We start from the raw sequence: 25,191 nt of genomic DNA, 5'->3' as shown, positions 1-25,191 counted from the left end.
GCTGCCGATAAGTTAATCATGGCGCTATTGCCCTGCCCTTTACTCCGCCCAGATTCTGCCCCGAGGCCACAATGGATAATTTTCAGAAAGAGATCGATGAACGCGCCAACCTTGCGCTTTCTAACAAATTCGAACTGCTGCTGTTCCGGCTGGGTTCCGATCGGCTGAAAGGCAAGTCTGAGCTGTACGGCATCAACGTATTTAAACTGCGTGAAATTGTGCCGATGCCGACGATTACCCGCGCCGCCGGCATGAATTCACCGCTGCTCGGCATGGCCAGCATTCGCGGCCAGTTTATTCCGGTGATCGACCTGCCGGCCGTAACCGGCTGCAAACCGGAAACCGGCCTCAACCTGCTGCTGGTGACCGAATACGCGCGCAGCACCCAGGCATTTGCCGTGGAATCGGTGGAGAACATTGTGCGTCTCGACTGGAATCAGGTGCACACGGCGGAAGCGGGCATCGGCAGCCGTAACATCACCAGCATCGCCTGTCTGGACACCGACGGTCAGAGCAACAATCTGGCGCTGGTGCTCGACGTCGAGCAGATTCTGTATGACATCATTCCGTCGGTGCGTGGTGTTGAGCCGAGCGAAGAGACGGCGAAGAATTTCAACCTTAAACCCGGCCAGGTAGCGATTGTTGCTGAAGACTCCAAAGTGGCGCGTCAGCTGCTGGAACAGGGGCTGAAAAGCATGGGCATTCCGGCCATCATGCACAATACCGGGCTTGAAGCGTGGATTAAAATCAGCGAGATGCAGAAAGAAGCGCAGGCTAACGGCGAGTCGATTCACGACAAAATCGCGCTGGTGCTGACCGACCTCGAAATGCCGGAGATGGACGGCTTTACCCTGACGCGCAACATCAAGCGCGACGACGCGCTGCGGCAGATTCCGGTGGTGATTCATTCCTCGCTGTCAGGTAGCGCCAACGAAGATCACGTGCGCAAAGTGGGCGCTGACGGTTACGTCGCTAAGTTTGAAATCAACGAGCTTTCCAGTGTGATTTATCGCGTGCTGGAGAAGAAGCGCTAAGCGCTTGCCCCGATTTTCCCCTCAGGCGCGATATTCGCGCCTTTTTTGTGCCCGCTCGCCAGCCTTCAGCAGCGTTACCGTAACGGCGTATTTATCCTGTCTTACTGATCTATTAATCGTCTGAGGTCACCATGAATGGTGACCCTACAGGGCCTCTGCGTGTTTTTTGCAGGGTGCAGTTTATTGCGCATTCCGCCATGGTGCGGGAAATGAAATGCGCGATGAATCGCGCCGCTACGGTTTGTGCGACGGGATAATGCAGATATCACATTCGCAATGAATCATGATGGCGCGACGTATCGCGCAGATATTCCTTTCATAAGATGCCGCTGATAACCGTACGGGTAACTGATATTCCTTCCATGTGATGCCCTGATAACTGCACGGGTGGTAGCGGCGCGATTTTTTGCGCATTCCCCACGGTGCGGGAAATGAAATGCGCGATGAATCGCGCCGCTACGGTTTGTGCGACGGGATAATGCAGATATCCCATCCGCCTCTGCGCGTTTTTGTAGGGTGCGCAATTTTGCGCACCGGCACAGGCCGTGACGCCAGCTAATTACGACCAGTGATTAATCAACCTTAAGCCCTCTTAACCGTTTTGTGACAAATCCCTAAAAAATTAAAGTTAAAACATTAGCAACCGATAACTTTAGCGCCTGCGCTGGTGGCGCCAGACCCGTCTCGTCGCAATGGCAAAAAATCTTTCCTTTATACATCATCGACATATTGCAGACCCGTCGTCTGCGTTTCCGTTTTAATACAACAGCATTTTGGCATTGCGGGGAGATCCAATGTTGAGCTTAAAGAATATGAAGGTCGGCGTCCGCCTGGGCATCGCCTTTGGTTTAGTGGTGGCACTACTGGTGGTGATTGGTATCACCTCAATCATGAAGATCAACAACATCAAGAGCGGCATTACCTCGATTGTGGAAGATCGCTATGTAAAAGTGCGGCTCGGCTTTGACGTGCGCGATGGCGTCAACGATCAGATCAAATACCTGCGTGGCATCGTCATCGATACCACCCGACCGCAGTTCAACGTGCAGCGCTTTCAGCAGCTGGCAGACGCCACCGCCCGTACCAACGCGGCGATGAAGAAGATCGAAGCGATTCAGATTACCGCCGTGGGCAAGAAGAAAATTGCCAGCCTGCTGGCTGCCAGTCAGCAGTTTGAACAGCAGAAAAATGAGGTGCTGGATCTGGTGCGGGCCGGTAAAGCCGATGACGCCAGCTACTACGTGCTGAAAAAAATTACCGCCGTGCAGAATGCCTACCTCGACCTGGCGGTGGCGTTTGCTGATTCCCAGTCCTCGCAGCTCCAGCAGGAAGGCGCCAGCATTATCGACGATGGCACCACGGCGATTGAAGTCACGCTGGTGTTCTCCGCGCTCGCCATTCTCGCTGCCGTGGTGATGGGCTGGCTGCTGACCCGTTCAATTGTGCATCCGCTGAATGAAGCGGTGACCATCGCCAGCAAAGTGGCTGCCGGCGATCTCAGCTCGCGCATTGAAATACGCAGCAAAGATGAAACGGGCGCGCTGATGCAGGCTCTGCAGGCAATGAACGATAACCTGCTGACCATTGTTTCCGACGTACGCGCCGGATCCGACACCATCGCCGTAGCGTCCAACCAGATCTCCAGCGGCAACATCGATCTCTCTTCGCGCACTGAACAGCAGGCCAGCTCGCTGGAAGAGACGGCGTCCGCGATGGAGCAGATGACCGCTACCGTGAAGCACAACGCCGACAATGCGCGCGAAGCCAACTCGCTGGTGGCGAAAACCTCCGGCGTCGCCAAAGAAGGCGGGGAAGTGATGGAGCAGGTGATTGTGAAGATGGAGGCGATTGCCCTCTCCTCGAAGAAGATTGTCGACATCATCAGCGTGATTGACTCTATCGCCTTCCAGACCAACATCCTGTCGCTCAATGCTGCGGTCGAAGCGGCGCGCGCCGGTGAACAGGGTCGCGGATTTGCCGTCGTCGCCACCGAAGTGCGTAACCTGGCGCAGCGCTCTGCCTCCGCGGCGAAAGAGATCAAAGTGCTGATTGAAGACTCAGTGGCGAAGGTGGATGAAGGCAGCCGTCTGGTGACGCACGCCGGTTCGACCATTGGTGAGGTCGTCAATAGCGTAAGCAGCGTGGCGGAGATCATGAGCGAAATCACCATCGCCAGCAGCGAACAGAGCAGCGGCATCAGTGAAATCAATCAGGCCATTACGCAGATGGAAGCGGTGACGCAGCAGAACGCCGCGCTGGTGCAGGAAGCGTCCGCTGCGTCTCAGGCGCTGCAGGAGCAGGCCGATCGTCTGGCGCAGTCGATGAGCGTGTTTAAAACCGCTGCGGTTTAAAACAGACAGCCCCGATCTGCATGCGTCAGACGGGGCCGTTCAGTGTCGCAAGCGTTGTCTTGGCGGTGCGCATCGGGTCCGGCGCACCGCGTCCTGCTGTTAATTCATCAGCGAATAAGCGATGGACGAAATCGCCAGAATCCCCACCAGCACCACAAACAGGTTGCTGATTTTGCCGCTGTACTGGCGCATCGCCGGGACTTTATGAATAGCGTACATCGGCATCAGGAACAGAATCATCGCAATCACCGGCCCGCCCAGCGTCTCAATCATGCCGAGAATGCTCGGGTTCAGAGTGGCAACCAGCCAGGTGGTCAGCAGCATAAACAGCGTGGTCAGGCGATTCATTTTCTGCGGCGTGATGGTTTTGCCGCGGCTGCGCAGCGACTTCGCCACCATGCCGTTAAAGCCTTCACGCGCGCCCAGATAGTGGCCGAGGAACGATTTAGTGATCGCCACGATGGCGACAATCGGCCCCATCCAGGCAATCATCGGCACGTTAAAGTGGTTCGCCAGATAGGAGAGAATGGTGATGTTCTGCGCCTTTGCTGCCTGTAAATCGGCGGGCGACAGGCTCAGCACGCAGCTGAACACAAAGAACATCACGGTCACTACCATCATCAGATGGGCGCTTGCGAGAATGCGTGAACACTTTTTCTCCGCGCCGGCGCCGTACTCGGCGCGTTTCGCCACGGCAAAAGACGAGATAATCGGCGAATGGTTAAAGGAGAACACCATCACCGGAATCGCCAGCCACAGCGTCATCCAGATACTGCTGTCGCTGCCGCTTTGCGCAAACGATAAGGTCTCCAGCGCCGCGCCGTGCCAGTGCGGCACCAGATACGCAGCCAGCAGCATCAGTACCGCCACAAACGGAAACACCAGCACGCTCATCGCTTTGACAATCATCTGCTCGCCGAAGCGCACCACCGTCATCATGCCAGCGATCAAAATCAGCGACAGCAGCGCACGTGGCGGCGATACCAGCCCGAGCTGGTGCACAATAAAGCTGTCCACGGTATTGGTGATCGCCACGCTGTACATCAGCAGGATCGGGTAGATGGCAAAGAAGTAGAGCAGCGTGATGATCTTACCGGCGCCGATACCGAAATGCTCTTCCACTACGTCCGTGATATCTGCACCGGGATTTTTGCCGGAGAGCACAAAGCGCGTCAGCGCACGGTGCGCAAAGAAGGTCATCGGGAAGGCGAGAATCGCCATGATGAGTAATGGAATCAGCCCGCCCGCGCCGGCGTTAATCGGCAGAAACAGCACCCCTGCGCCAATTGCGGTGCCGTATAGGCCCAGCATCCACACCGTATCACTCTTGCGCCAGCCGGTTGCTGCCGCCTCCACCGTACCGAGGGTACCGGTTTGTGAGTTATCCATCTGTCTCTCCAAAATTGTCTCAAATGCAGCCGGAACGACGGCTAAAAATTCGCGGCGGCCTGCAGCGTGCGGTCGCTTCACAAAACGCGCCTATGCTACCCGTTTTTGCCCGGCGTGGATTGCCGCAACGCAAGACATGCATCACAAAGGCGGTAAAAATGCGCGAGATGGCGATAAAAGCAACAATAACGCACGAAACACGCACGCAATCGATTGCCTGGGGCGCTATTTGACCTGAGAAGCGTCAGGAGTGCAAGACACAGCGCGAAGTGGACGTGAGCGGGAGAATGAAGTGCGGGGATGTTGCCAGCAGCAGAGCTGCTGTGAAGGAAACTCCCCCGGCAGCTAGCCTCGGGCAATGCAGCACGTCGCCAGAGGATAACGCCGGGAGAATTGAAAATCAGAATGCCCGCATTCTATAGAGGGCATAAAGGAAATAGTACGCTGTGATAGTATTCAAATTCATAATCATGTACTTCAGTTTTTCATTTTTATTCAGCAGCGTAAAAATACCTTTAGAATATTTTCCGCGCTTGATTTGATTAATTTCCTGCGCAATATCGGCAGGTGAAAACGAGGCGTGATACATGGCGGTGACAATCTGCATATCCAGTGCCAGCACGCGTTTTGAGATTGCTTTTAAAAAATGGTCGAGATTACCCGACGCGTACTTTTCCACAATCGAATCGTACAAATCGGTGAGCGACTGTTTACGCACTTTGAGTTCGCTGTACTGCACTTTACGTTTCGACAGCGATCCCGCCACATCCTCATAGTGATAAGCCGCGCCTGGGGTGATGAGAAAATTACTGACGCAGCTGAAAAACTTCAGGTTAAACAGCAGGTCCTCACTCATCGAGACGCCTTCCATGAAGCGCAGATGAAGATCGTCAATAATCTGGCGGCGATAACATTTATTATGCAGATAGCCAATGTTGTCGCTCATCTCCAGCTCGCCCAGCACGTAAGGAATATCCTGCTGGCTGAAGAATCCCGCCTGCGAGACTTTGCCGATACGGTTGTCGTTGAGATTGCCGACCATTAAGTCCACCGATTCGGCCGGCCAGGCATTGAGATTCAGCTTGAAACTCATCAGGAAATTATCGTCGACCCAGTCGTCGGCATCGAGAAACAGAACATATTCTCCCTTCGCCTGCTGCAGCCCGCTATTACGTGCCGCACTGACGCCTGCGTTAATTTGATTAAGCACCGTAACCTGCGGATAGTGCGCAAATTCCTGCAAAATCCGGGCACTGTTATCGCGACTGCCATCGTTGACAACAATTATTTCATAGCTACTGAAGGTTTGATTTAATACGCTTTGCAGCGTACGCCGGATAGTGTTTTGCGCGTTATAGACGGGAATGATAATACTAAATAGCGTTTTTTCATTCATGATAAACTCTCTTTACTGTCTGAGGTTTTGATAGTGCTAAAGAGCTGCCATAGTTTCCTGGGGTTGAAAAAGATCAGATGAATACGCATGACCGGCTGTGCCGGGAAAAAGTAATTCAGCAGGGAGAACGATAAAAACTCGGTTAATACCACGCTCATGGCGGCACCGGTTAAGCCGAAATGCGGCACCAGCAGCAGCGACGACAGCAGGCAAATCACTAATACCGCGAAGGTTTTCTTCACCAGATAGCGATAGCCGTTATATTTAATGATGAAGCGATCCATGACGCTGCTCAGCACCGCACACATCGCACCGAGGCTGAGTAATAACGTTGGCGCGACCGCATCTAGATATTGCTCACCGTAGAAGTCACGAATAAACCAGCCCGACAGCAGCCAGATCGCCACAATTACCGCAGCGGAAACGCCAATTACCAGCAGATGCAGTTTCTGCGCTTTGACGATCGCCTGCTGGTCATTACGCTCAGCAAAAAACGCCGGATAAAACGACGCCAGCAGCGCGCTGGGTAAAAATACCCAGGCGGTTGACAACGTCAGCGCCACGGAAAAAATGCCCGCCTCTTTCACGCCGAGAAAATAAGAGACGCTGATTTGATTCACGCGGGTATAGAGCGCAACGGCAATCGCAGAGAAGATCAGCGACATGCCGGAAACCAGCATGTAGCGCGAATACTTTTTCACGTGGCGCAGCGCCGGAAGCGGTGCACGCCGCTCATACAGCAGAAACAGCGTTAACTTGATGGTGAAAGGAATAAAGGTGGCGAGCACAATCGGAATCGCCAGCCAGGCCGGTTCCAGCTGGTAATAGGAGATCAGAAAGCGCACCGTCAGGCTGATCGCCAGGCCAATGACGTTGGCAATCACATTGAGACGCGCGTTGAGCCTCGCTTCGTTGTAAATATTGACCAGGTCAATGGATGAGAACAGGCAGGCAATGGCTGCCGCGCAGATAAAGACCAGCGCGTCGGCGCTCCACTCCTCTTCCATAATCGCCATGCCGACAATCGACAGCACGCAATACAGCACCAGTACCAGCAGGAAGGTCGCCATCATCAGGCGCAGGCCGGAATGATGATTCTGCGCGATGCGTTTCAGCAAAATCACATCGCTGCCCATCAGTGCGATGGTCTGAATAAACTGAAATACCAGCATGGCGATGGAGATAATGCCAAAGGTGGTGGGCCCGACGTATTTCGCCACGTAGGAGGTGACAAAGATCAGGCCGAATACCGCAATCAGCTTTTCGGCAATCATCCACATGGAGTTTTTTAATTTGTCTTTCACAACGCCTCCGGTGCGATTATTTCTCTGCCAGCCGGCGCAGCCGTGAAACCAGGCGCGGGCTAATGAAAAACAGCGCAAAGTACAGGCTCCACGGATTAAGTAGCGGTCCGGCGGTGCACCAGCTGCGGAAACTGCGGCGATAGAGCGTGATGTATTCATCAATGAAGGCGCGGCTCAGGCTGTCGCTGTGCAGCCCTTTGTGGATGTAAGACGCCGTGACTTTTAAATAGAGGTGGTAATAGCAGCGATAATGCTGGCTCGATAAAAACGCCTTCATGCCGCTGAACGAGCGGGCAAAAGAGAAATGTTTTTCCCGCAGCGCCGAACGCGTGGCGGAGTGCGTGGATTTGACGTAGTGATAAACCACCCGCTGCGTCATCACTACCTGGCGATCCTGTTGCAGATGCAGGTAGTTCATGACAAACAGCAGGTCTTCGAAATTGGCGATCTCTTCGTTGAACCGCAGCCGGTGCTGACGAATGACATCGCCGCGAAACACCTTGTCGCAGATACCGTGGCGCGGGTGGTAATAGAGCAGATCGTTAATCGCCGCCGATACCGACAGCGCGTGCGCCTGTTCACGGTTGGCGGGAAAATCCAGCGGTGCGCCGTCCGGGTTGAAGTGTTGTGACTCACCCACCACCATCGCCGTTTCATCACTCATCAGCCGCACATACGTCGAGAAGGCCTGGGGCGGCAGGAAGTCATCGGCGTCTAAAAAACACAGCAGCCGGCCGCGCGAGGCGCGAATGCCCCGGTTGCGCGCCGCCGAGACGCCCGCGTTGGCCTGGCTGATAAGGTGGAACTGCGGATAACCGGCGTAGCGCTGCAGGATCGCCAGCGAGTCATCGCTGGAGCCGTCATTAATAAAAATGGCCTCAAAGCGAACCTCATCCTGCTGCAGCAGGCTGTCGATGCATCTTTCCAGATAAGCTGCGGCGTTATACACCGGCACAATGACGCTAATCAGCACGTCGTTAACGGGAGTTTGCATATGACCTCAAAACATAATTTATTGGGGGTTGAACCCGCCGTGACAAAATAAAAATCGATACTGAACCGTTAATGCTTAACGTTTAACGGCCCATGCTTTCATCCGGCTTAACATTAATACGCCGCTGTTTTCAGAGTTTCCTCAGCAAAATATGACCGCCGGAACACGTCTATTTTTTGCTGGAACCAGATAAGAATTTCGCTATATATTCAGGTCAGGTTTATCTGGCGATTTAAAGGGTAAAAACCGCAGGCTACCGCCCCTGGCTTACAGCGACCAGCGTGCCGAAATTCTCTTTGGTGCATTTTCAGGCGTAAAGAAGGGGCGCTGCACTCCGCAGAGTTCAGTGATTTATCAGCCAGTTAGCCCCAACGCTTCCTGCACAGCAACGTATTTATTGCATTGCTGCCGGGTAAAACATTTATCAGATAGAGGCTTATTCGTTATCCTGATCGGCGCTACCTCTCCAGCTATTTTTTGCCGCATCAGGAGAACGGGAACTGCCGACCGCGGTTGAAAAGGTGCATCTTTCGACGGGCCTTCGCAACGAGCGTTACGACATTAACGATATTTGCTGTATGCCCTGCACTTTTATTACGCCGCGATGTGTGTTGCGCGGCGCGAGGTGCAAGTGGCGTTAATTCAGTCCGGCTATCGCAGCCGGACTGCAAATGGCACAAGGCCAAAAATTGCGATCTGATTCAAAACTTTTACCGCATTCTTACCAGGCGCAGTTATAAGGTCAATGCCTTCCAGACCAAAACGGAATTTACTCACTCGCCCCGCCGCCTTATTTCGCGCTGACTGATTAGCATGGATAAAGCGCAACCGCGGCGATTGATAAGGGCGGCGCGCGCTGCTGACCAGGAATAAGAGCAGGGAAACCGGCGGATAAGTCCAGTAGCATCCTAAGCGGTTGTTATCGCAATGGGTTACGCCCTCGCCGTCCCGCTTAAGCAGTAATAATCTTTATTCATTCTGTTGACCTGCTATTTTTAGTAGTCGTCAAGCCCTGCCTCTATAAATTAGCGCCGTGCAGAAAAATACAGATCCTTACCGCATCACAAACTCAACTTAGCGCGATTTCATGCTGCTTATTTTAACAATCAGCGCTTCGCTGACGTGACTTAGGCCAAATATTTTTTTAAAGAAAGCCGGTAAATGCCGATAACGCTATCAGTGTATTTATCAGTGAGCCCGGAAATGATCAGCCTGCAAACCAATCTGTCTGCCCTCAACGCCAGCAAGCAATCTGCCAGAAGTGGCGCGGCGCTGGGCGATGCGATCCGCCATTTATCGTCGGGTATGCGCATCACCAGCGCGCGTGACGATGCGGCAGGTCAGGCGATTGGTAACCGTTTTAGCAGCCAGCAGAACGGCCTGGCGGTGGCGCAGCGTAATACCGGTGACGGCCTGTCACTGGTCGAAACCGCGGAAAGCGCGCTGGATGAGATCAATAACCGCCTGCAGCGGATTCGCCAGCTGGCGGTTCAGGGATTAAACAGCACCAATTCGCAGAGCGACTCAGACGCCATTCAGGCGGAGATTAACCTCAATCTGAAAGAGATTGACCGGCTCAACACCAGCAGCAGCTTTAACGGCATCAGGCTGCTGGATGGCAGCGCCGGTAAGCTGGGATTCCAGGTGGGCGCTAATGACAACGAGAAAATCAGTCTCGACCTGTCGGCACCCGGCTTCAGCGTGGAGGCGCTGGGACTTAAGGATTTGGTAATCAGCGGCATCAGCGGCAAAGTGACCAATGTCACCACCCTCACCGGCCTCGCCACCAATATGGCGTTCAGCAACCCGGCGATTACCGTGAACTATCTGCCCGCCAGCGGCTCACCGCAGCTGGTGCGCAGCAGTGGTGATAACCGCCAGTACGTGCAGAGCAGCGACGCCGACGGCAAGCCGGTCTATTATCTGGCCGCCGTCAGTGCGCGCTGGGATACCGCCACGGCTGCCGGTAACGTCTCGATTAGCCGCAGCAATCCGGCGCCGCTGTACAGTAACGTCAGCAGCATTGCGTCGCGCACCATCCCGGCGGTTAATTTTCAGGACAGCGGCGGCAGCGCGCTGAGCACCACGCCCGCAGCCACGTTAACGCAGGATAATGGCCAGTATTATATTGAGCAGAACAACAGCTGGTATCCGGCCACACTCAGCTTTGGCAGCAGCGGTGCGGTAACGGCACGCATGACCGGCGGTGCCGCCAAAACCGACAGCGATTTCGCCACCCTGCCGACCACGGTGACCGACACGCCGGCGATCGACACCAGCACCGCTAGCTTTAGCTTCAGCGATGCCAGCGGTAATGCGGTGAGTAATGGCCGTCTGCTGCGCAGCGGCGGGCAGTATGTAATGGAAGTGGATAACGGCGGCGGCAACTACCAGTATTACAACGCCGCCGTCAGCGCGACCTCGGATGGCACCAGTAATGCCCTGAGCATCGTCGCGACCAGCGCCAGCAGCATTAACAGCTTCAGTGCGGTAAACAGCGTGACCGGCACCTCCTACATCACGCTCGATCCGGCCAATGTGGATGTGCGCTATACCGATGTCGACGGCAACAGCAGTAATGATGTGCTGAAACTCGACGCCGACGGCAATTACTACATGGATGTGCCGAACGGCAATCTGGATAAAACCGCCACCTTCGTCCGCAGCGACAGCAGCGGCAACCTGATGCTGAAAACCCTGCAGGGCGTGGGTGACGTGCAGATTTACTTCCAGGCGGCGTTGTCGTCAGTGACCGATGCCTCCACCAACTTTACGACGCTGCGCGTGGCCGAGACCGGTTCAGAGATCCGCCTGAAGCATCCGGACGATCCGCTCGCCACGCTGGATCGCGCCATCGGGCAAATCGACAGTCAGCGCACCCGTCTGGGCGCCGTTGCTAACCGGCTGCTCTCGGCGCAAACGCTGCAGGGTAACGCGACCGCCGCCATTGCGGCATCGCGCTCCCGTATTGAGGATGCGGATTACGCTACGGAAGTCTCCAGCCTGTCGCGCCAGCAAATTCTGCAGCAGGCCAGCAGCGCCCTGCTGGCGCAGGCTAATCAGCTGCCGCAGCAGGTGCTGAAGTTACTGAACGCCTGATAAAGGACGTCATCCGGCTTCAGGTGAGGCAGAAGCATCACGCTGCGCACGCACAAAGTCGGTGAGCGCCCGCAGCGCCGGCGGCACCAGCCGGTGTCCCGGATAGTAGAGGCAGAGCGCACCGAGAGGCACCTGCCAGCCGGGCAGCAGGTGCACCAGTCGGCCCGCCTGCACATCCGCCGCGACCTGCTGTTCCGTCATGCAGGCAATGCCCAGACCCGCCAGCGCCGCCTGGTGGATGGCGCTCATGTCGCTGGCCGCCATACGCGGCTCGCCCTGCAGCCGATAACGCTGCTGCTGCTGGCTCAGCTCCCAGCGGTAAACGCTGCCGTCCGCCATGCGCATACACAGGGTTTGATGCTGATCGAGCGCCTCTGGCGTCTGCGGTGTGCCCGCGTGTGTGAGGTAGGCTGGCGCGGCCACCACAATCATGCGCATTTCCGGCGTCAGCCTGACGGCAATCATATCGCCCGGCACGTCCTCTGCCAGCCGAATACCGGCATCGAAGCCGTCGGCCACGATATCCACCCGCTCTTTCTGGCTGTAAATATCGACGCGAATGCGCGGATAGCGCTGCAGGAACGGCAGCAATATCGATGCGTACCACAGCGCGCTGCTCTCCGGCGGCACGTTGAGACGCAGCATACCGGCCGGATCGCCCGGATCGCTGCCGGCTTCCTCAGCCGCGCTGCGGATCATCGCCAGCGCTGGCACAATTTTCTCGCTGAAACGCCGTCCGGCATCGGTCAGCGCGACGCTGCGCGTGGTGCGGTTGAAAAGCCGCACGCCCAGCCGTTTCTCCAGCGCGGCAACCGCATTGGTCACCGCCGAAGGCGACATCTCCAGCTCGCTGGCCGCCGCTTTAAAGGTGCCGCGCCGCGCGACCGCCAGCACAATTTCCAGTTCAGTCAGACCTGTCCGGTTCATCAATTATTCCGTTTCGCGCAATACCCTTTGCAGGCGGAGGCGGATTATCGCCGCCGGTGGTGCGTGCTACTTTGCCGCCACGCAACATGCAAAGGAGCATAGCCATGCACATGATTGAACACATCTATATCAACGGCCAGTTTGTCACTCCTGACGGCGATGAATGGCTGGATATTATCAAACCTGCCGACGGCAGCGTAATCGGTAAAGCGCGTCTGGCCAATGCGCAGGATGCTGAACGCGCAATTGCGGCAGCCGCGGCGGCGTTTCCCGCCTTCTCCGCGATCACGGTGGCACAGCGCATCACCCTGCTGGAACAGATGTACCATGCGGTTAACCGTGCCGAAAGCGAGCTGCGCGCGGCGATCCTTGAGGAGTACGGCGCGCCCACCGCACGCTCCGAGTGGATGAGCCGCTATCCGGCTGATGTGATTCTGCAGGTAATTGAAGAGCTGAAACGCTACCCGTTTGTACAACAGGCAGGCCGCGCGCAGGTGCAGATGCTGCCGCTCGGCGTTGCCGGCCTGATCACACCATGGAACAGCAACGCGGGCTTTATCTGCCACAAACTGGCGACCGCGATTGCCGCAGGCTGTACCGCCGTGATCAAACCCAGCGAGTTCAGCCTGTTGCAGACCCAGGTGATCACCAGGGCGCTGCACACCGCCGGTTTGCCTGCGGGGGTGTTTAATATCGTCACCGGACGCGGTGCCAGCGTCGGTGAAGCCCTGAGCCGCAGTCCGCAGGTGGCAAAAATCTCCTTCACCGGCTCGACCGCCACCGGCAAAGCGATTTTGCGCAGCGCCGCCGACACCTTTAAACGCGTCACGCTGGAGCTGGGCGGTAAATCACCGACGCTGATTTTGCCGGATGCCGATGCCGCCCAGGCGGCCGAACTGGCGGTGCAGGCTGGCTTTATCAACAGCGGCCAGGCCTGTATTGCCGGCACGCGCATTCTGGTGCCGGAGCAGCGCAAGGCCGAGTTCGAACAGGCGCTGACGGCGGCAGTCGCTGCAGAGGTCTCCGGCGATCCGGCTGACGCGCGCACCACTATCGGGCCGATGGTTAACGAGAAACAGTGGCAGCGCGTGCAGCACTATATTGCGCTTGGCGAACAACAGGGCGCGCGCCTGCTGACCGGCGGCAGCGGCCGCCCGGACGGGCTGCACCACGGCTGGTATATCCGCCCGACGCTATTCAGCGATGTCACCAATGAAATGCCGCTGGCGCGCGAAGAGATTTTTGGCCCGGTGCTGAGCATCCTGACCTACCGCGATGAAGCCGAAGCCATCGCCATGGCCAACGACAGCGATTACGGCCTGTCGGCACTGGTGATCGGTGCGGATGAACAGCATGCGCGCAACGTGGGAGAGCAGTTGATCGCCGGCCGCGTGATGATCAACACGCTGGCTCACGAACCACGCGCGCCGTTCGGCGGTTTTCGCCACTCCGGCATAGGCCGGGAAATGGGACAGGCGGGTATCAGCGCGTTTCTGGAACCACGGGCGCTGATTGCTGGGTAAGGATGAGGTGAGCGCTGCAGTGAATAGCACTGCGGCGCAGGGAGTCATGCCAGAGCCCTGTTCCTCTCTCAATATTGGCACTGTCCCGATCTTCTCAAGTGAGTATTTTTCTATGGCAGACGCCAGGGCGATCCAAAATTTTATTACCATGAAATACGAAGGTAGTAATCGTCCTGTGCCAACTCAGGCTGATCGCATTTCAGCCTGCACCAGTTCATGCATTCGAGAAATCGCGGCTTTAATATACTCCTCCTGAGGTTTAAATCTCGACATGTGTCGAATGCAAACAACAGGAACAGATTTATCGTTGAATCGCCCGACGAAACCAAACGTTGTGAAATAACCCTTTGGATGGGAATACATCAATGTATCTTTATCGCCAAAATGCTTCAGTAACAGGCTTGCAGCAGAGAGTGATGACAGCCCGTTGCTGTGAGCAATAATCAACTCCGGATGACACATTGCCAGTGTTACTTCCTCAAAAAAAGACATTGAGTTTTTTACTAGCCCTTCGATTGTCTGGTGATGTTTGATGGCTTCCTGTTTTAAGGATGCTGCGTTTTCGGAACACATCATCAAAGCATTGGTGTAAACCACATCCTGCCAGTTATAACCCAGACTGGCAGGAATTTGCTGTAAGCGTTTGGCCAGATGGGTAATCCCCCACGATCCCTGCGTTCCCTTTACTACGTTTGAAACGTCAGGTTCTTCATAATCTTTAATTATCGAGCTTGCATTCGACATATGAGCATCCACCGCCGAGCCATTGAATCCCAGCATAATAAGACGCTTTCTGGCTGGAGGAGCCGCTAAAAGCTCAAATGCGTTGTCAAAAGGTCTGCCGGGAAGATTGCTGAGATCAAACCTGGCTAATCCATCTAAAATAAATTTTTTTGTTATTTCCATATCACCCTCAATTCCACGGTTATGTCAAAGCTGTCTTCTGTTCTATCGGGGCGGCCTTTTCCTTACCCGAATCGCGTTGAGTTTAACCGCCACATTAGAGTCATTAAAATGGCTTAAAGGAAGATCATCCTGGACGGTAAGCATTATCCTGATGAATTTGTAATTAAATCGCTAAAACAGATTATTAATTTTGGCCATTCTGTTTACAGCGTGGCAACACTTACAGGAATGACTTTCCGCAATCTCAGGCCTGAATAAAGGCGCGGTCACTTTACCATACTGTATAGATAGCGGGTACGCACATCCGACGCCCATCCCTTTCTGCGTACGCAAAAAAATCGACAAGCTTATGGATGCTTCGGTCTCAAATCTGTCACACAGGCTGAATCAGGACAGTAACAATGTTAGATAAGGGATTGATTTAACTGGTGCCGGAAACAGGAGTCGAACCTGCGACCTTCGCATTACGAATGCGTAAATTGATCTTGTAAAATCAATACCTATCGAATTTAAATGGATTTTTTCCGTAATATTGCCACAGTTCGTTAGGAATCAGGCAGAAATGGCGACTATACGCAAACGTGGTAACTACCAATGGGAAGCTCAAATCCGTAAACGTGGTTTTCCCTCTCAAACCAAAACCTTTAACACCAAAGTGGAAGCAGAAGCTTGGGCCAAAATGATCGAGTCAGAAATGGCGAGAGGAGTTTGGCTTAGCCGCAGCGAAGCGGAACCTACGACATTGTATGAAGCCCTAACGCGATATGAAAAAGAGATTGTTCCCGACAAAATGTAAGCACACCCGTTTTAGTTCCGCGCACTTTTTGAGATTTCCGGGGGTTCAGCCATCAGCCGGTACTCTTCCGGCGTCAGGTTATTCAGGGATTCATGAGGCCGCTCGCTGTTGTATTCCGTCAGCCAGCACTCTGTGATTTCCCGCGCTTCATTCAGTGTTCTGAACAGATAAAAACCCAGTATTTCTGTTCTGTATGTCCGGTTGAACCGTTCGATAAAGGCATTCTGCGTTGGCCTGCCGGGCCTGATAAATTCCAGTATCACACCATGCTCTTCTGCCCATTGTGCCAGCGTCAGCGAGACCAGCTCAGGACCATTATCCATCCGCATCTTCAGCGGATATCTGCGGTTTGCCACGATCCTGTCCAGCACCCTGACCACCCGCTGCGCCGGGATATTCAGGTCAATTTCGATCGCCAGCGCTTCGCGGTTAAAATCATCCGCCACGTTGAAGGTCCGGAAACGCCTGCCGCAGACCAGCGCATCGTGCATAAAGTCTATCGACCAGCTCTGGTTTAGTGCCTCCGGCGTGGCCAGCGGAGCCGGATTACGTACCGGCAGGCGCTGCTTTCCCTTACGGCGACAATTCAGTTTCAGCAGGCAGTAAATACGGTGAACTCTTTTATGATTCCAGCTATTGCCCTGCCTGCGAAGGATCTGAAAAAGCTTTTTAAATCCGTATCGCAGATAGCGTTCAGCCGCCACGGTCAGCGCCATGATCACCGGTTCATCACGTCGCGTATCCGGCTGATAACGAAATACCGTCCTGCTCAGCGACAATGTCCTGCAGGCCTGGCGTAAGCTCATAGCAAACTGCGCGATCATATAGCTGACCAGCTCACGCTTTATCGCTGGTGTTAAAGCTTTTTTTCGATGACGTCTTTCAGGGCCCGGCATTCAAGGCTGAGATCAGCAAACATCTGTTTGAGGCGCCGGTTTTCATCCTCCAGGTCTTTCATCTTTTTGATATCAGAGGCTTCCATCCCGCCAAACTTCGCTTTCCAGTTGTAGTACGAGGCCTCAGAGATACCAGCTTCGCGGCAGACATCCTTGACGGTACGTCCGGCTTCGACGGACTTCAGAACGGCAATGATCTGGTGTTCGGTGAATCGGGCTTTACGCATGGTGATCTCCTCAGGGGACATAATCAGTATGTCGGAAGATCTTAAAAGTGAATGGTTCGCTTAAGTGGGATACTTACAAGTGCCCTCGTCAAAAAAACCATTGTATTACATAAATTTATAGGTATGTTATTTTGAATTTAATTTAATTTAATAATAAAAAATCAGGAATTTCCTTATTGACATATTGTTTTTAAAAAAAATTGTGTCATTATGTTAATATTTAAGGGTAAAAAATAAGCATCACCTTACAACGCGTTGAAATTTAAGGGGTTTTAAGTGAAGAGCTCGCTACCATTGAATCATAACTTAAGCGATAAGATTTTAGAGTGCTTACTTTATAAAGAACATGATTCATTTTCATTAACCGATATCCAGCATGAATCATTAGAAAAAGGAATAGGTTCAGGTGAGGATCTAATGGTGGTTTCACCAACTTCTACTGGAAAAACTCTTATAGGTTCAATTGCAATAGCTAAAGGGTTGCAAAATGGTTTCAACACGGTTTTTTTGGTAACCCACAGAGCTTTAGCTAAACAAAAATTTGAAGACTTCAAAGTTGAATTTGTTGAAGATTTTTTAGATGGTGATAAATCATCATTGATTTTGGCTTCAGGTGATTTGGTAGAAGACGCAGCAGGTAACACGGTCTCATATCCATTAAGTAGCAGGATAATCGTAGCAACCTATGAAAAATATCTTGGATTGTTGTCAGCGTCCGGTGTTCCTAAAGATATGACTTCTACAGTATTCGTATGTGATGAAATCCAATTAATAGGAGACGAATTTAGGGGGCAGCAGGTCGAAATACTTTTAACTTTAATTAAAAGGGCTGGGTGGGCACAACTCATTGCTCTTTCAGCTGTCTTGGATAAAAATGATGCTCAGAAACTCGCTAATTGGTTAGATGTAAAATTCGTATATACTACTTCTAGAGAAAAACATTTAATCTATGAATGCAGAAGTCTAACTGGTGATACGTATGAGTGCCACACTGCTGATGAAGAAAATATTAAGCAAGGTAGAATTAAAGCTCCTAAAAATTCAATAGTCGAAAATATAAAAGACTATCTTGAAAATAACAAAAATCAGACGCCTATCGTTGTTTTTTGTATGACAAAAAAGCAGACATTCGATTTAGCTGACAGCTTTTCGAAGCTCTATCAGCAACCTTTAGAGACGCAAATACCAATCGAGTTTATAGATCTTCCAGACACTAGTTCAAACTCACGTCTCAAAGATTATATGCAGTTCAGAGTAGCATGCCATAGTACCGACTTGATTGAAGAAGAGAGAGAGATAGTAGAAAATAAAATTAAAAATCGTAAAATTGACATAGTTTTTGCAACTTCAACCTTATCTGCTGGAGTTAACTACCCGTTTGGTACAGCGTTTTTCGCATCCTGGAAACGGCGAGACTATGATAAAAAAATAGATATTCCGATACCAAGTTCCGAATTCCATAACATGTCAGGACGTGTAGGGAGGATGGGTACGGAACATGTTGGCAGGATTATATTTTTTGCTAATAACGCTTCCGATTTAGGACATGCAAAAAACTATCTTAATTTTAGTGCCATGCCTCGTATTAAAGGGCGCGTAGAGCCAAAAAAATTCGAACATCTATGTTTACAACTAACCTCAGCAGGTTTATGTTCTAACTTGACCGATTTGAAAGAAATTATTTTTACTACTTTCAGTGGCATTTCAGAGCAAGATAACAATCTTAAAGCTTTTCTAAGGTGGGATGGATACTTTGATGAGGCTATTAAATCTTTGACGAGAAGTGGTTTATTGCTTATAAGCCAAGGTGGAAACCTCATAGTGACACCATTCGGAAAAGCTGTATCTTTATCAGGTTTTAAAGTGGAATCTGGCGTTAACATTTTAGAGTTTTTCTCAAAAAATTCAAAATGGTTTTTCGATATTACAACTGAATCACTCAAAGATGATAATAAAGAACGTTTAATTCTTTCTGTTTTTTATGCTTGTTTCTGCAGCCCAGAATTTACTGACTATAATGGTAATAAAGCGTCAAGATCATTACCTTGGATGTTAAGAGATGGTTATTTAATGGATCCAGATAGGCTGAATATCCCTCTTTATGAAAGTATTTGGCATACGAATCTTAAAGCAGTTAATGCTAGTCAATTAGCTTATTCTTGGATAGAAGGTGAACAGTTTAGTTCGCTCGAAGGAAATTTTAATTCTTTAACTGCGGGTGCCTTAAACGAAGTTTTTAGGAATCTCGCATGGATGCTGAAAGGTATTTCAAAAATCATATTTGCTTGTTCAGATCCTAGAATTCCACAGGAAATGAGACCACTGGGACTTGATAATAATACTATAAATGAATTAAGAATTTTACCCAGACTTATCGGGACATTGTCGAAAAGAGTCAACTTAGGTTTACCAGATAAAGCTTTGTGGTTGGCTTCCTTGGATAAAATTTTTCCAGACGCGGGATTTAAGCTCACAAGAAACGAAATGATTAAAATAGCTAACAGCCTTTATTCAACACCAGAGTTTCTGGGGCAATCTGATAAAGACGCCAGTAATTTCAGGGTGGATTTATTTAAGAATGCGAGACCGTCTCCAAACCCTAAAGCAAATTGGTTAAGAGAAGCAGCAAGAGCTTGGAAAAAAAACCAACGTTTATTGGCTGCTGAACGACATATCCATAAGGCTAAGGCAATTTCTTTAGAAAGTTTGTTCAAAAGATTTTACAATTCGCGAGGTTCAGAATATGAGAACGTTTTCGAGGAAATGCTTATTAAGGCAAATATTGAATTTGATAAACTAGATGATGGCATTAAACGCGGCGCTCCAGACTATCTTATAAAATTGGCCAACTCACCTGAATTAGTTTTTGAGTTAAAAACTAAACAAGGCGAGGGATTGGTTGATTTAAATAGCGCGGCAGATGTTTTACAAGCTTCTGAGCTTCACAATCTTAAAGATAAGTTTTGTGTCACATTATGCCACCCGGGTGTTGATCCTAGTGTATTGTCTGTGATTGAGTCTTGCGGAAGACTTGCAGTTGTAGAGGGTCATGATTTAGGGGAAGCTATGCTAAGGTTATTCACAGGTACTTTAACTCAACAGCAATTATGGCAGTGGCTAAATGTACCTGGTTTAGCACTTGCTGAAGATCTTCCTTGATTTATATTTTTTTGTTATATCAAGATTTCTTTCGCTACAATGTATACGAAAGCAAGGTGAACTCATTGAAGATAGCATAGCGCTTCGGTGAGTTAGCCCTTGCTTCAAGTACAATCGGAAAGAAACTTCTGGTTTGTGCTGATAATAGTTGACCTGCTCCCCGTTGATTCACACGGAATGCTGTTAGAAATGCCCGTTCCTTGCTCATAGCAGACTTCGCGACGCTTTAGGCGGTCCGCTTCGTGCCATGAGCGGAAGTTGCTAACAACAGTCTGTGTGGAACAACGGGGTAGTACATCATAATGCTTGAAGCTGAGGACGAATGGATGAGCTTCGATTAGTTTTTGCCGCTGATTATGATCGGACCGTTCGGTGCCAGAAGCGAATTTCGCTTTGCACATCCCTCAATAAACTTAGAGACAGGCATGCCCAATCGATTGTATAAACATAGTCAGCCAACCCTCTAAATGGTACAGTTTTGTATAGCATTATTACTTAATTATATTAACCAGATAGTTAGAAATTGTTAGAGTTCCACAAAAAATAATATAAGGGAGTTTTATTTTGGAATTAACACCTTTCTACATAGTGTCATACACATCAGATAGAATAATGTTACCTCTGCATGATGTGGCCGACGGTAAGTCAGGACCAAAAGTTTCAGTTATAATCGGACCAAATGGATCCGGAAAAAGTTCAGCAATCGCGAGCTTAGTAGATGAGTTGGAGGTGATGTACCTTCTGTTAACCTCATCTAAAGATAACTTTAAGAAATTACGCCATCCTAAACAAGCAGAAATTGAATTTAGATATGGAGGGGATATATATAAAATTATACGGGATGGATTAGTTCTTACCGCTTTCAAGAATGAACTCACCATCGATTTAGACCGAGATTCATTCCCAAGGCATGCATTAGCTGTAGCACATTTACCGACAGATAAATTTAGATTTTCTCGCAATGATGATAATTTTTTTATCGGTATTTAGGGTTGCGGCAAGCGACGAATATGGTAACTACAGGTGCTCTTGAAGCAAAAGTAATATCAAGTCTTCTTAATCAATCTCAATGTAGTAGTTATCATCAGGCACTTGAGGAATGGTTGAAAGTGCTTAATATTGGAGGTGATTTCGAAATTGAATTTCGGGGTTTGAATACTGATGTATTCCACATAGGCGAAATTAAAGACCTCAATAGCATATCCAGACGCATTCAATATCGAAGCGTGGAAGACTATATTAATCATTTACAGGAAACCGTTGATGCTTCGATAACAGAATCAAGCATTACTATATTCTTAAGCATTTTTGGTAAAGTTTGTAAAGAGTTAGGGGAGGAAAACCTAGACTCCAAAGGCAAGAGAAAAAACTACATACTTCCCCTCAATTTGCTAATAGATGATAGCAAGATCGATAGCATATCTTGGGATCTAGGGGTGGAAATTATACGCAAACTTCGAATCTCTGACGAAATACGCCTAATTGTCAGCAAGAATGGGGAAAAAAAAGCATTTTCTGATCTAAGCTCAGGAGAACGCTGTGTCATTGGCACAGTGGCACGTTTGTTTGAATTTGCTACAGAAAGATGTGTAATTGCTATTGATGAACCAGAAGTGAGTTTACATCCCTCATGGCAGATAAAATATATACCTACACTAATGAAAGCAATGAAACATCTAAACTCGGCACATGTTTTAATTGCAACTCACTCGCATTTTTTAGTTTCGGATGTGGATGAATCTTCATCGCTTATTATAGCAAGTAACAATGATGTGGGGCAGATTCAGTTTGATAGATTTGATGGGGATGTATATGGTAGGACTCCCGATAACATTCTCTATAGGGTATTTGGTGTTGGTGCTGCGACAAATTTCTACGTTGAGCATGATCTCTCCGAGGCCCTTCAAATTCTTTCCGAACCAGAAAATGTGAATTTTGTTAAACTTAAAGAAATCAGAGGGCGGCTTAATAGAGTTTCGGCAGATGATAATCCGGCTTTTAATGAAATATTAAATATTATAGATAAATCTTTGGAAGGGGTTAATGATGCTAAAAATTAATTACCCTGCAACTATCGACCCTGCCGTTCAGAGAAAACTGGATGATATTCCCGAAGTTGAACGCCCAATAAAATGGGATACTTCAAGAACTAAGGCTATTAAAAACTTCAAAAATGAAATCATGACACATGGGTTAAAGGAGCAAGATAACAGATGTGCCTGGTGCACGCTTCCTGTTGGCGCAACTGGCAGAAGAACTGCTCATAGAGATCACATTGCTCCAAAGAAGCTTTATCCAAAATGGACATTTCATGCGAAAAATCTGGTTATCGTATGCGAGTACTGTAATGGTTTCGCTGTTAAATGCGACCTTGATACCGTTAAAACAGAAAATGCAACTTATGATGACATGGAATTTTTTATAGTACATCCGTACCTTCACGACACCGAAAAACACATTCGATTCCTTGAAAAAGAAGGAAATGAACCTGGGGTTGTTGTTGAAGGAATTACTCCGGAAGGTATTTGGACGGTCAATCAACTCAAGCTTTATGAAGATGGATTAACAGTACTTCGTGCACAAGAACTAGTTTATTATCGCAATATAAATAAACTCCCTCATCACTTCCAAATTCTTCTAAATAAAGCGACTGGCCGTGAGTAACATATGAAGTTCAGGCTAATAGTATTAGTTAGCCAACATTGATGTCCGCTCTTCGCGCAAAACTGCCTGTCAATAGCAGGGTATCGGATGCATTTTTTTGTTAGAGATGACTAAGTGAAATGCAAATGGGTCGTCAAGTGAATGCAAATACTCAAATGGAAGACTAAACGTGTTTGAATGCCTGTGTAGGTTATTGAAGTAACATCCTCTAGGCCAAACCGCGCTGGCTGTGAACTGGACTGACAACATCCTTAATCTGAAACCATCAAGGTAGTAATATTGCTCAAAAGATAAGATCGGCGGGAGCTACAAGGTAACGCATGCTGTTAGCATACCCTTGCATTGAGCCACAAACAATCTCACTGTACCTGCCACAATTTTGCCACACCTACAACGCGCAAAATTGCACATTGGTGTTGAACAAAGCAAAACAATGCAATAGTAACTTCATGATTTCGCCAGAAAAGATGGTGCCGATAATAGGAGTCGAACCTACGACCTTCGCATTACGAATGCGCTGCTCTACCAACTGAGCTATACCGGCATTGAGGCGGGAACTACGGGGAGTGAACATAGAAAAATCGGGGGGATGAGTCAAGATGGTGCCGGTTAAGTGCTGCGTTTTTCAGCATCACCCGCGCCGGCCTTACGATTTTGACGCGGAGAAACCGCCGCGAACAGCGCCCTCTCGCGCCAGGCACAAAAAAAGGCGAGGCTGCAGCCTCGCCAAAAGGTGCTGGCCTCAATCGTAATAAGGAAGCTTACGATCGACACCGTTGATATTGACCAGCACAAAGCCCGTCGGCGTGGTTTTATTGGTCGGCGTACCTGCTGCCGTCGCGACGGTAAGCACGCCTTTCTCGTTAGCCCCAATACCCGCGACGCCATTGTGCAGGCCAAAGCGCGCCGCCGGTTTGAGGGTGCCCATTTTGGTGGTATCCGTCACCACCGAGAAATCAGGCTGGAACAGCGAGCAGGAGCCGGCTTCAAAACGCGTCGGACCGGTGGTCTTCAGGTTAATCAGCGTATCGCCGCTGTTGGCGCGCAGCTTTACCCACACCACGGCATAGGTGGTGCCGACGCGGCTGTAGCGAATATCCAGCACCGCCGGCTGCCCCATATGGCAGGCATCGGCCCATACCGTTTCCAGCCGCTGCAGGTTAATCCACGTTTTCCCGGTGCCCGCCAGATTGACCGGCGAGGCGGCCGTTCCGGTTGGCTGGGTAGCGTCGGCTTTACCAATCAGCTCCATCACCCACTGCTGATTCGCCGTCGGGAAGAACAGCTGGCCGAGGCGATACCAGTTATCGGTGTCGGTATTGTTGGTGACTTTGTGGCCGCTGTAATAGCCCGCGCGGAATGAGCCGGTGATCAGCGTGCCGTGATGCTCTTCGCGGCGATAGCCGTAGTCAAAGGTCGACAGCCAGCGCGTGCCGGCCATATCGTTCGAGATCTTCGCTCCGGACTGCAGGCCAATCTGGCGCATGATGACGCGCGCATTATTGAGATTGAACGGCGTGCCGCAATCCTCAATGTTCAGCGTATCAATGCTCCAGGCACCGTCCGACAGATCGCCCGGATTACGCGTGTGCTCAATCCACACGTTACGCATGATGCCCTGCGTCACGCGCGGCATGTACAGCGTGGCGTCGCCGTAGCCGGTCTGGAAGTTACAGTTGCAGATCTCGATAGCGGTTGAGTGGTCCCACTTGCCGTTTGGCGAGTTCGACCAGCCAATGTCAAACACCCGGCCATAGGTCCACAGCGTGTAGATCTGGTCAAATTTACTGTCGAGCGTATCCAGCGCTTTAATCACCGTGCCGCCGCTGTTTTGCGCGCGGAAACAGTAAATATTTAACGTGGTGCCTTCGATGCAGGTGTTTTCGAAGAACGGCTGCACGTTGGTACACATCTCGGCGGTAATGGTACCTTTGTTGGTGGTGACGTCGGCCGATGCCTGACCGTGCCAGGTGATGCCTTTGATCGCGGTCCGCCGTGCCTTCACTTTGAACACCGTGTTGGCACTTTTGTCGGAGATGATGGTGGTGCGCGGCAGCGAACCCAGCTCCACGTCATCCCCCTGCAGACCAAAAAAGGCGATCTCGGTAGCGCTGATGTCGATCGGGTTAATCAGGAATTTACCGCCCGGGAAACGCACCGGCAGGTCACGGATATTACCGCTGTAGCCCTGCGTCCACGCCAGCATGCGGTTAAAGGCGTCGGTATCGTTAGCGTAACCGTCCCCTTTCGCGCCGAAGTGGTAGACGTTGACGTCGGCCGGATCGTTGATCACGCGTTTCCAGTAAAAGCCATTACCGACCGCCAGCGTACCGCCGTCATCGGCGGCCGTGGTAGTGCCGATAAAGCCGGTAAAATCACCGCCGCCACGGAAGGTGGAGTCCGGATTATAGCGGCGCAGGAACGCCAGATCGCCGTTTTTGGCCGGCACAGTGGTACGCAGTTCAGCAAAAGAGTTAACTTCGATCATCTTAGCCTCCTCGGCATTTCAGGTTTGCAATACAAAGC

Annotated in this window: 16 protein-coding genes, 1 tRNA gene and 1 pseudogene; 9 read left to right on the top strand and 9 right to left on the bottom strand. The window is 50.8% G+C overall.

Features of this window, described 5'->3' with window-relative positions:
* Positions 1-71: 71 nt before the first annotated feature.
* Entirely contained in the window at positions 72-1,034 is a 963-nt protein-coding gene (locus F3J41_RS00335; RefSeq protein WP_021507259.1) for a chemotaxis protein, read from the top strand.
* Positions 1,035-1,828: 794 nt separating this feature from the next.
* Positions 1,829-3,385 (top strand): methyl-accepting chemotaxis protein, encoded by a 1,557-nt coding sequence (locus F3J41_RS00330; protein ID WP_141496671.1) that lies wholly within the window; start codon positions 1,829-1,831, stop codon positions 3,383-3,385.
* Positions 3,386-3,484: 99 nt separating this feature from the next.
* Here the strand turns inward: F3J41_RS00330 and F3J41_RS00325 are convergent, their stop codons facing one another.
* The 4 genes from F3J41_RS00325 to F3J41_RS00310 all read right to left on the bottom strand — a co-directional run bounded on the left by F3J41_RS00325 (position 3,485) and on the right by F3J41_RS00310 (position 8,468).
* Entirely contained in the window at positions 3,485-4,774 is a 1,290-nt protein-coding gene (locus tag F3J41_RS00325; RefSeq protein ID WP_166709654.1) for an HAAAP family serine/threonine permease, read from the bottom strand.
* Between the two features lie 400 nt (positions 4,775-5,174).
* Positions 5,175-6,170, bottom strand: a complete 996-nt coding sequence (locus F3J41_RS00320) for a glycosyltransferase family A protein (protein ID WP_058781179.1) — start codon at positions 6,168-6,170, stop codon at positions 5,175-5,177.
* Positions 6,167-7,474, bottom strand: coding sequence for an oligosaccharide flippase family protein (locus F3J41_RS00315; protein ID WP_058758004.1), 1,308 nt, complete (start codon positions 7,472-7,474; stop codon positions 6,167-6,169). The genes F3J41_RS00320 and F3J41_RS00315 overlap by 4 nt, the downstream gene beginning before the upstream one ends.
* A gap of 16 nt (positions 7,475-7,490) precedes the next feature.
* Complete coding sequence (locus F3J41_RS00310; protein ID WP_166709652.1) at positions 7,491-8,468, bottom strand: glycosyltransferase family 2 protein; 978 nt, start codon at positions 8,466-8,468, stop codon at positions 7,491-7,493.
* A 1,203-nt stretch (positions 8,469-9,671) separates the two neighbouring features.
* On the opposite strand from F3J41_RS00310, the gene F3J41_RS00305 reads away from it, so the two are divergent.
* Positions 9,672-11,567 carry a flagellin gene (locus F3J41_RS00305; protein WP_166709650.1) on the top strand — a complete coding sequence of 632 codons (1,896 nt, stop codon included), beginning with the start codon at positions 9,672-9,674 and terminating at the stop codon, positions 11,565-11,567.
* Positions 11,568-11,576: 9 nt separating this feature from the next.
* Here F3J41_RS00305 and F3J41_RS00300 read toward each other — a convergent pair whose 3' ends face one another.
* Positions 11,577-12,494 (bottom strand): LysR family transcriptional regulator, encoded by a 918-nt coding sequence (locus tag F3J41_RS00300; RefSeq protein ID WP_166709648.1) that lies wholly within the window; start codon positions 12,492-12,494, stop codon positions 11,577-11,579.
* 104 nt (positions 12,495-12,598) lie between these two features.
* On the opposite strand from F3J41_RS00300, the gene F3J41_RS00295 reads away from it, so the two are divergent.
* A complete protein-coding gene (locus F3J41_RS00295; protein WP_166709646.1) occupies positions 12,599-14,017 on the top strand; it encodes an aldehyde dehydrogenase family protein in 1,419 nt (472 codons plus the stop codon).
* A 183-nt stretch (positions 14,018-14,200) separates the two neighbouring features.
* Here the strand turns inward: F3J41_RS00295 and F3J41_RS00290 are convergent, their stop codons facing one another.
* On the bottom strand, positions 14,201-14,923 hold the full coding sequence (locus tag F3J41_RS00290; protein ID WP_166709644.1) for a hypothetical protein: 723 nt from the start codon (positions 14,921-14,923) through the stop codon (positions 14,201-14,203).
* Between the two features lie 562 nt (positions 14,924-15,485).
* Between F3J41_RS00290 and F3J41_RS00285 the strand changes: the two are divergent.
* Positions 15,486-15,713 (top strand): annotated as a pseudogene (locus tag F3J41_RS00285) (site-specific integrase); the annotation flags it as partial.
* A gap of 17 nt (positions 15,714-15,730) precedes the next feature.
* On the opposite strand, the gene F3J41_RS00280 reads toward F3J41_RS00285, so the two are convergent.
* Positions 15,731-16,842 (bottom strand): IS3 family transposase gene (locus F3J41_RS00280; RefSeq protein WP_166709642.1). Its coding sequence is split into 2 segments (ribosomal slippage): positions 15,731-16,581 and positions 16,581-16,842, totalling 1,113 coding nucleotides; the frame shifts between segments, so codons are not numbered across the junction.
* A gap of 276 nt (positions 16,843-17,118) precedes the next feature.
* Between F3J41_RS00280 and F3J41_RS00275 the strand changes: the two genes are divergently transcribed.
* The 4 genes from F3J41_RS00275 to F3J41_RS00260 all read left to right on the top strand — a co-directional run bounded on the left by F3J41_RS00275 (position 17,119) and on the right by F3J41_RS00260 (position 22,665).
* The gene (locus F3J41_RS00275; protein WP_166709640.1) at positions 17,119-20,001 is read left to right on the top strand and encodes a DEAD/DEAH box helicase; all 2,883 of its coding nucleotides are present in this window, start codon (positions 17,119-17,121) and stop codon (positions 19,999-20,001) included.
* Between the two features lie 564 nt (positions 20,002-20,565).
* Complete coding sequence (locus F3J41_RS00270) at positions 20,566-20,991, top strand: hypothetical protein (RefSeq protein WP_166709638.1); 426 nt, start codon at positions 20,566-20,568, stop codon at positions 20,989-20,991.
* A gap of 20 nt (positions 20,992-21,011) precedes the next feature.
* Complete coding sequence (locus F3J41_RS00265; protein ID WP_166709637.1) at positions 21,012-22,061, top strand: AAA family ATPase; 1,050 nt, start codon at positions 21,012-21,014, stop codon at positions 22,059-22,061.
* Complete coding sequence (locus tag F3J41_RS00260) at positions 22,045-22,665, top strand: hypothetical protein (protein ID WP_166709635.1); 621 nt, start codon at positions 22,045-22,047, stop codon at positions 22,663-22,665. The genes F3J41_RS00265 and F3J41_RS00260 overlap by 17 nt, the downstream gene beginning before the upstream one ends.
* Positions 22,666-23,133: 468 nt before the next feature.
* Here the strand turns inward: F3J41_RS00260 and F3J41_RS00255 are convergent.
* Both F3J41_RS00255 and F3J41_RS00250 read right to left on the bottom strand, forming a co-directional pair.
* Positions 23,134-23,209 (bottom strand) — tRNA-Thr (locus F3J41_RS00255).
* 198 nt (positions 23,210-23,407) lie between these two features.
* Complete coding sequence (locus F3J41_RS00250) at positions 23,408-25,153, bottom strand: amylovoran biosynthesis protein AsmF (protein WP_021507268.1); 1,746 nt, start codon at positions 25,151-25,153, stop codon at positions 23,408-23,410.
* Between the last annotated feature and the right edge of the window lie 38 nt (positions 25,154-25,191).

Origin of the sequence: Pantoea sp. Ap-870 (assembly GCF_011752515.1) — a bacterium.
GTDB classification, from domain to species: Bacteria; Pseudomonadota; Gammaproteobacteria; order Enterobacterales; family Enterobacteriaceae; genus Pantoea; species Pantoea dispersa.
This window is presented reverse-complemented; position numbering and strand designations above follow the sequence as displayed.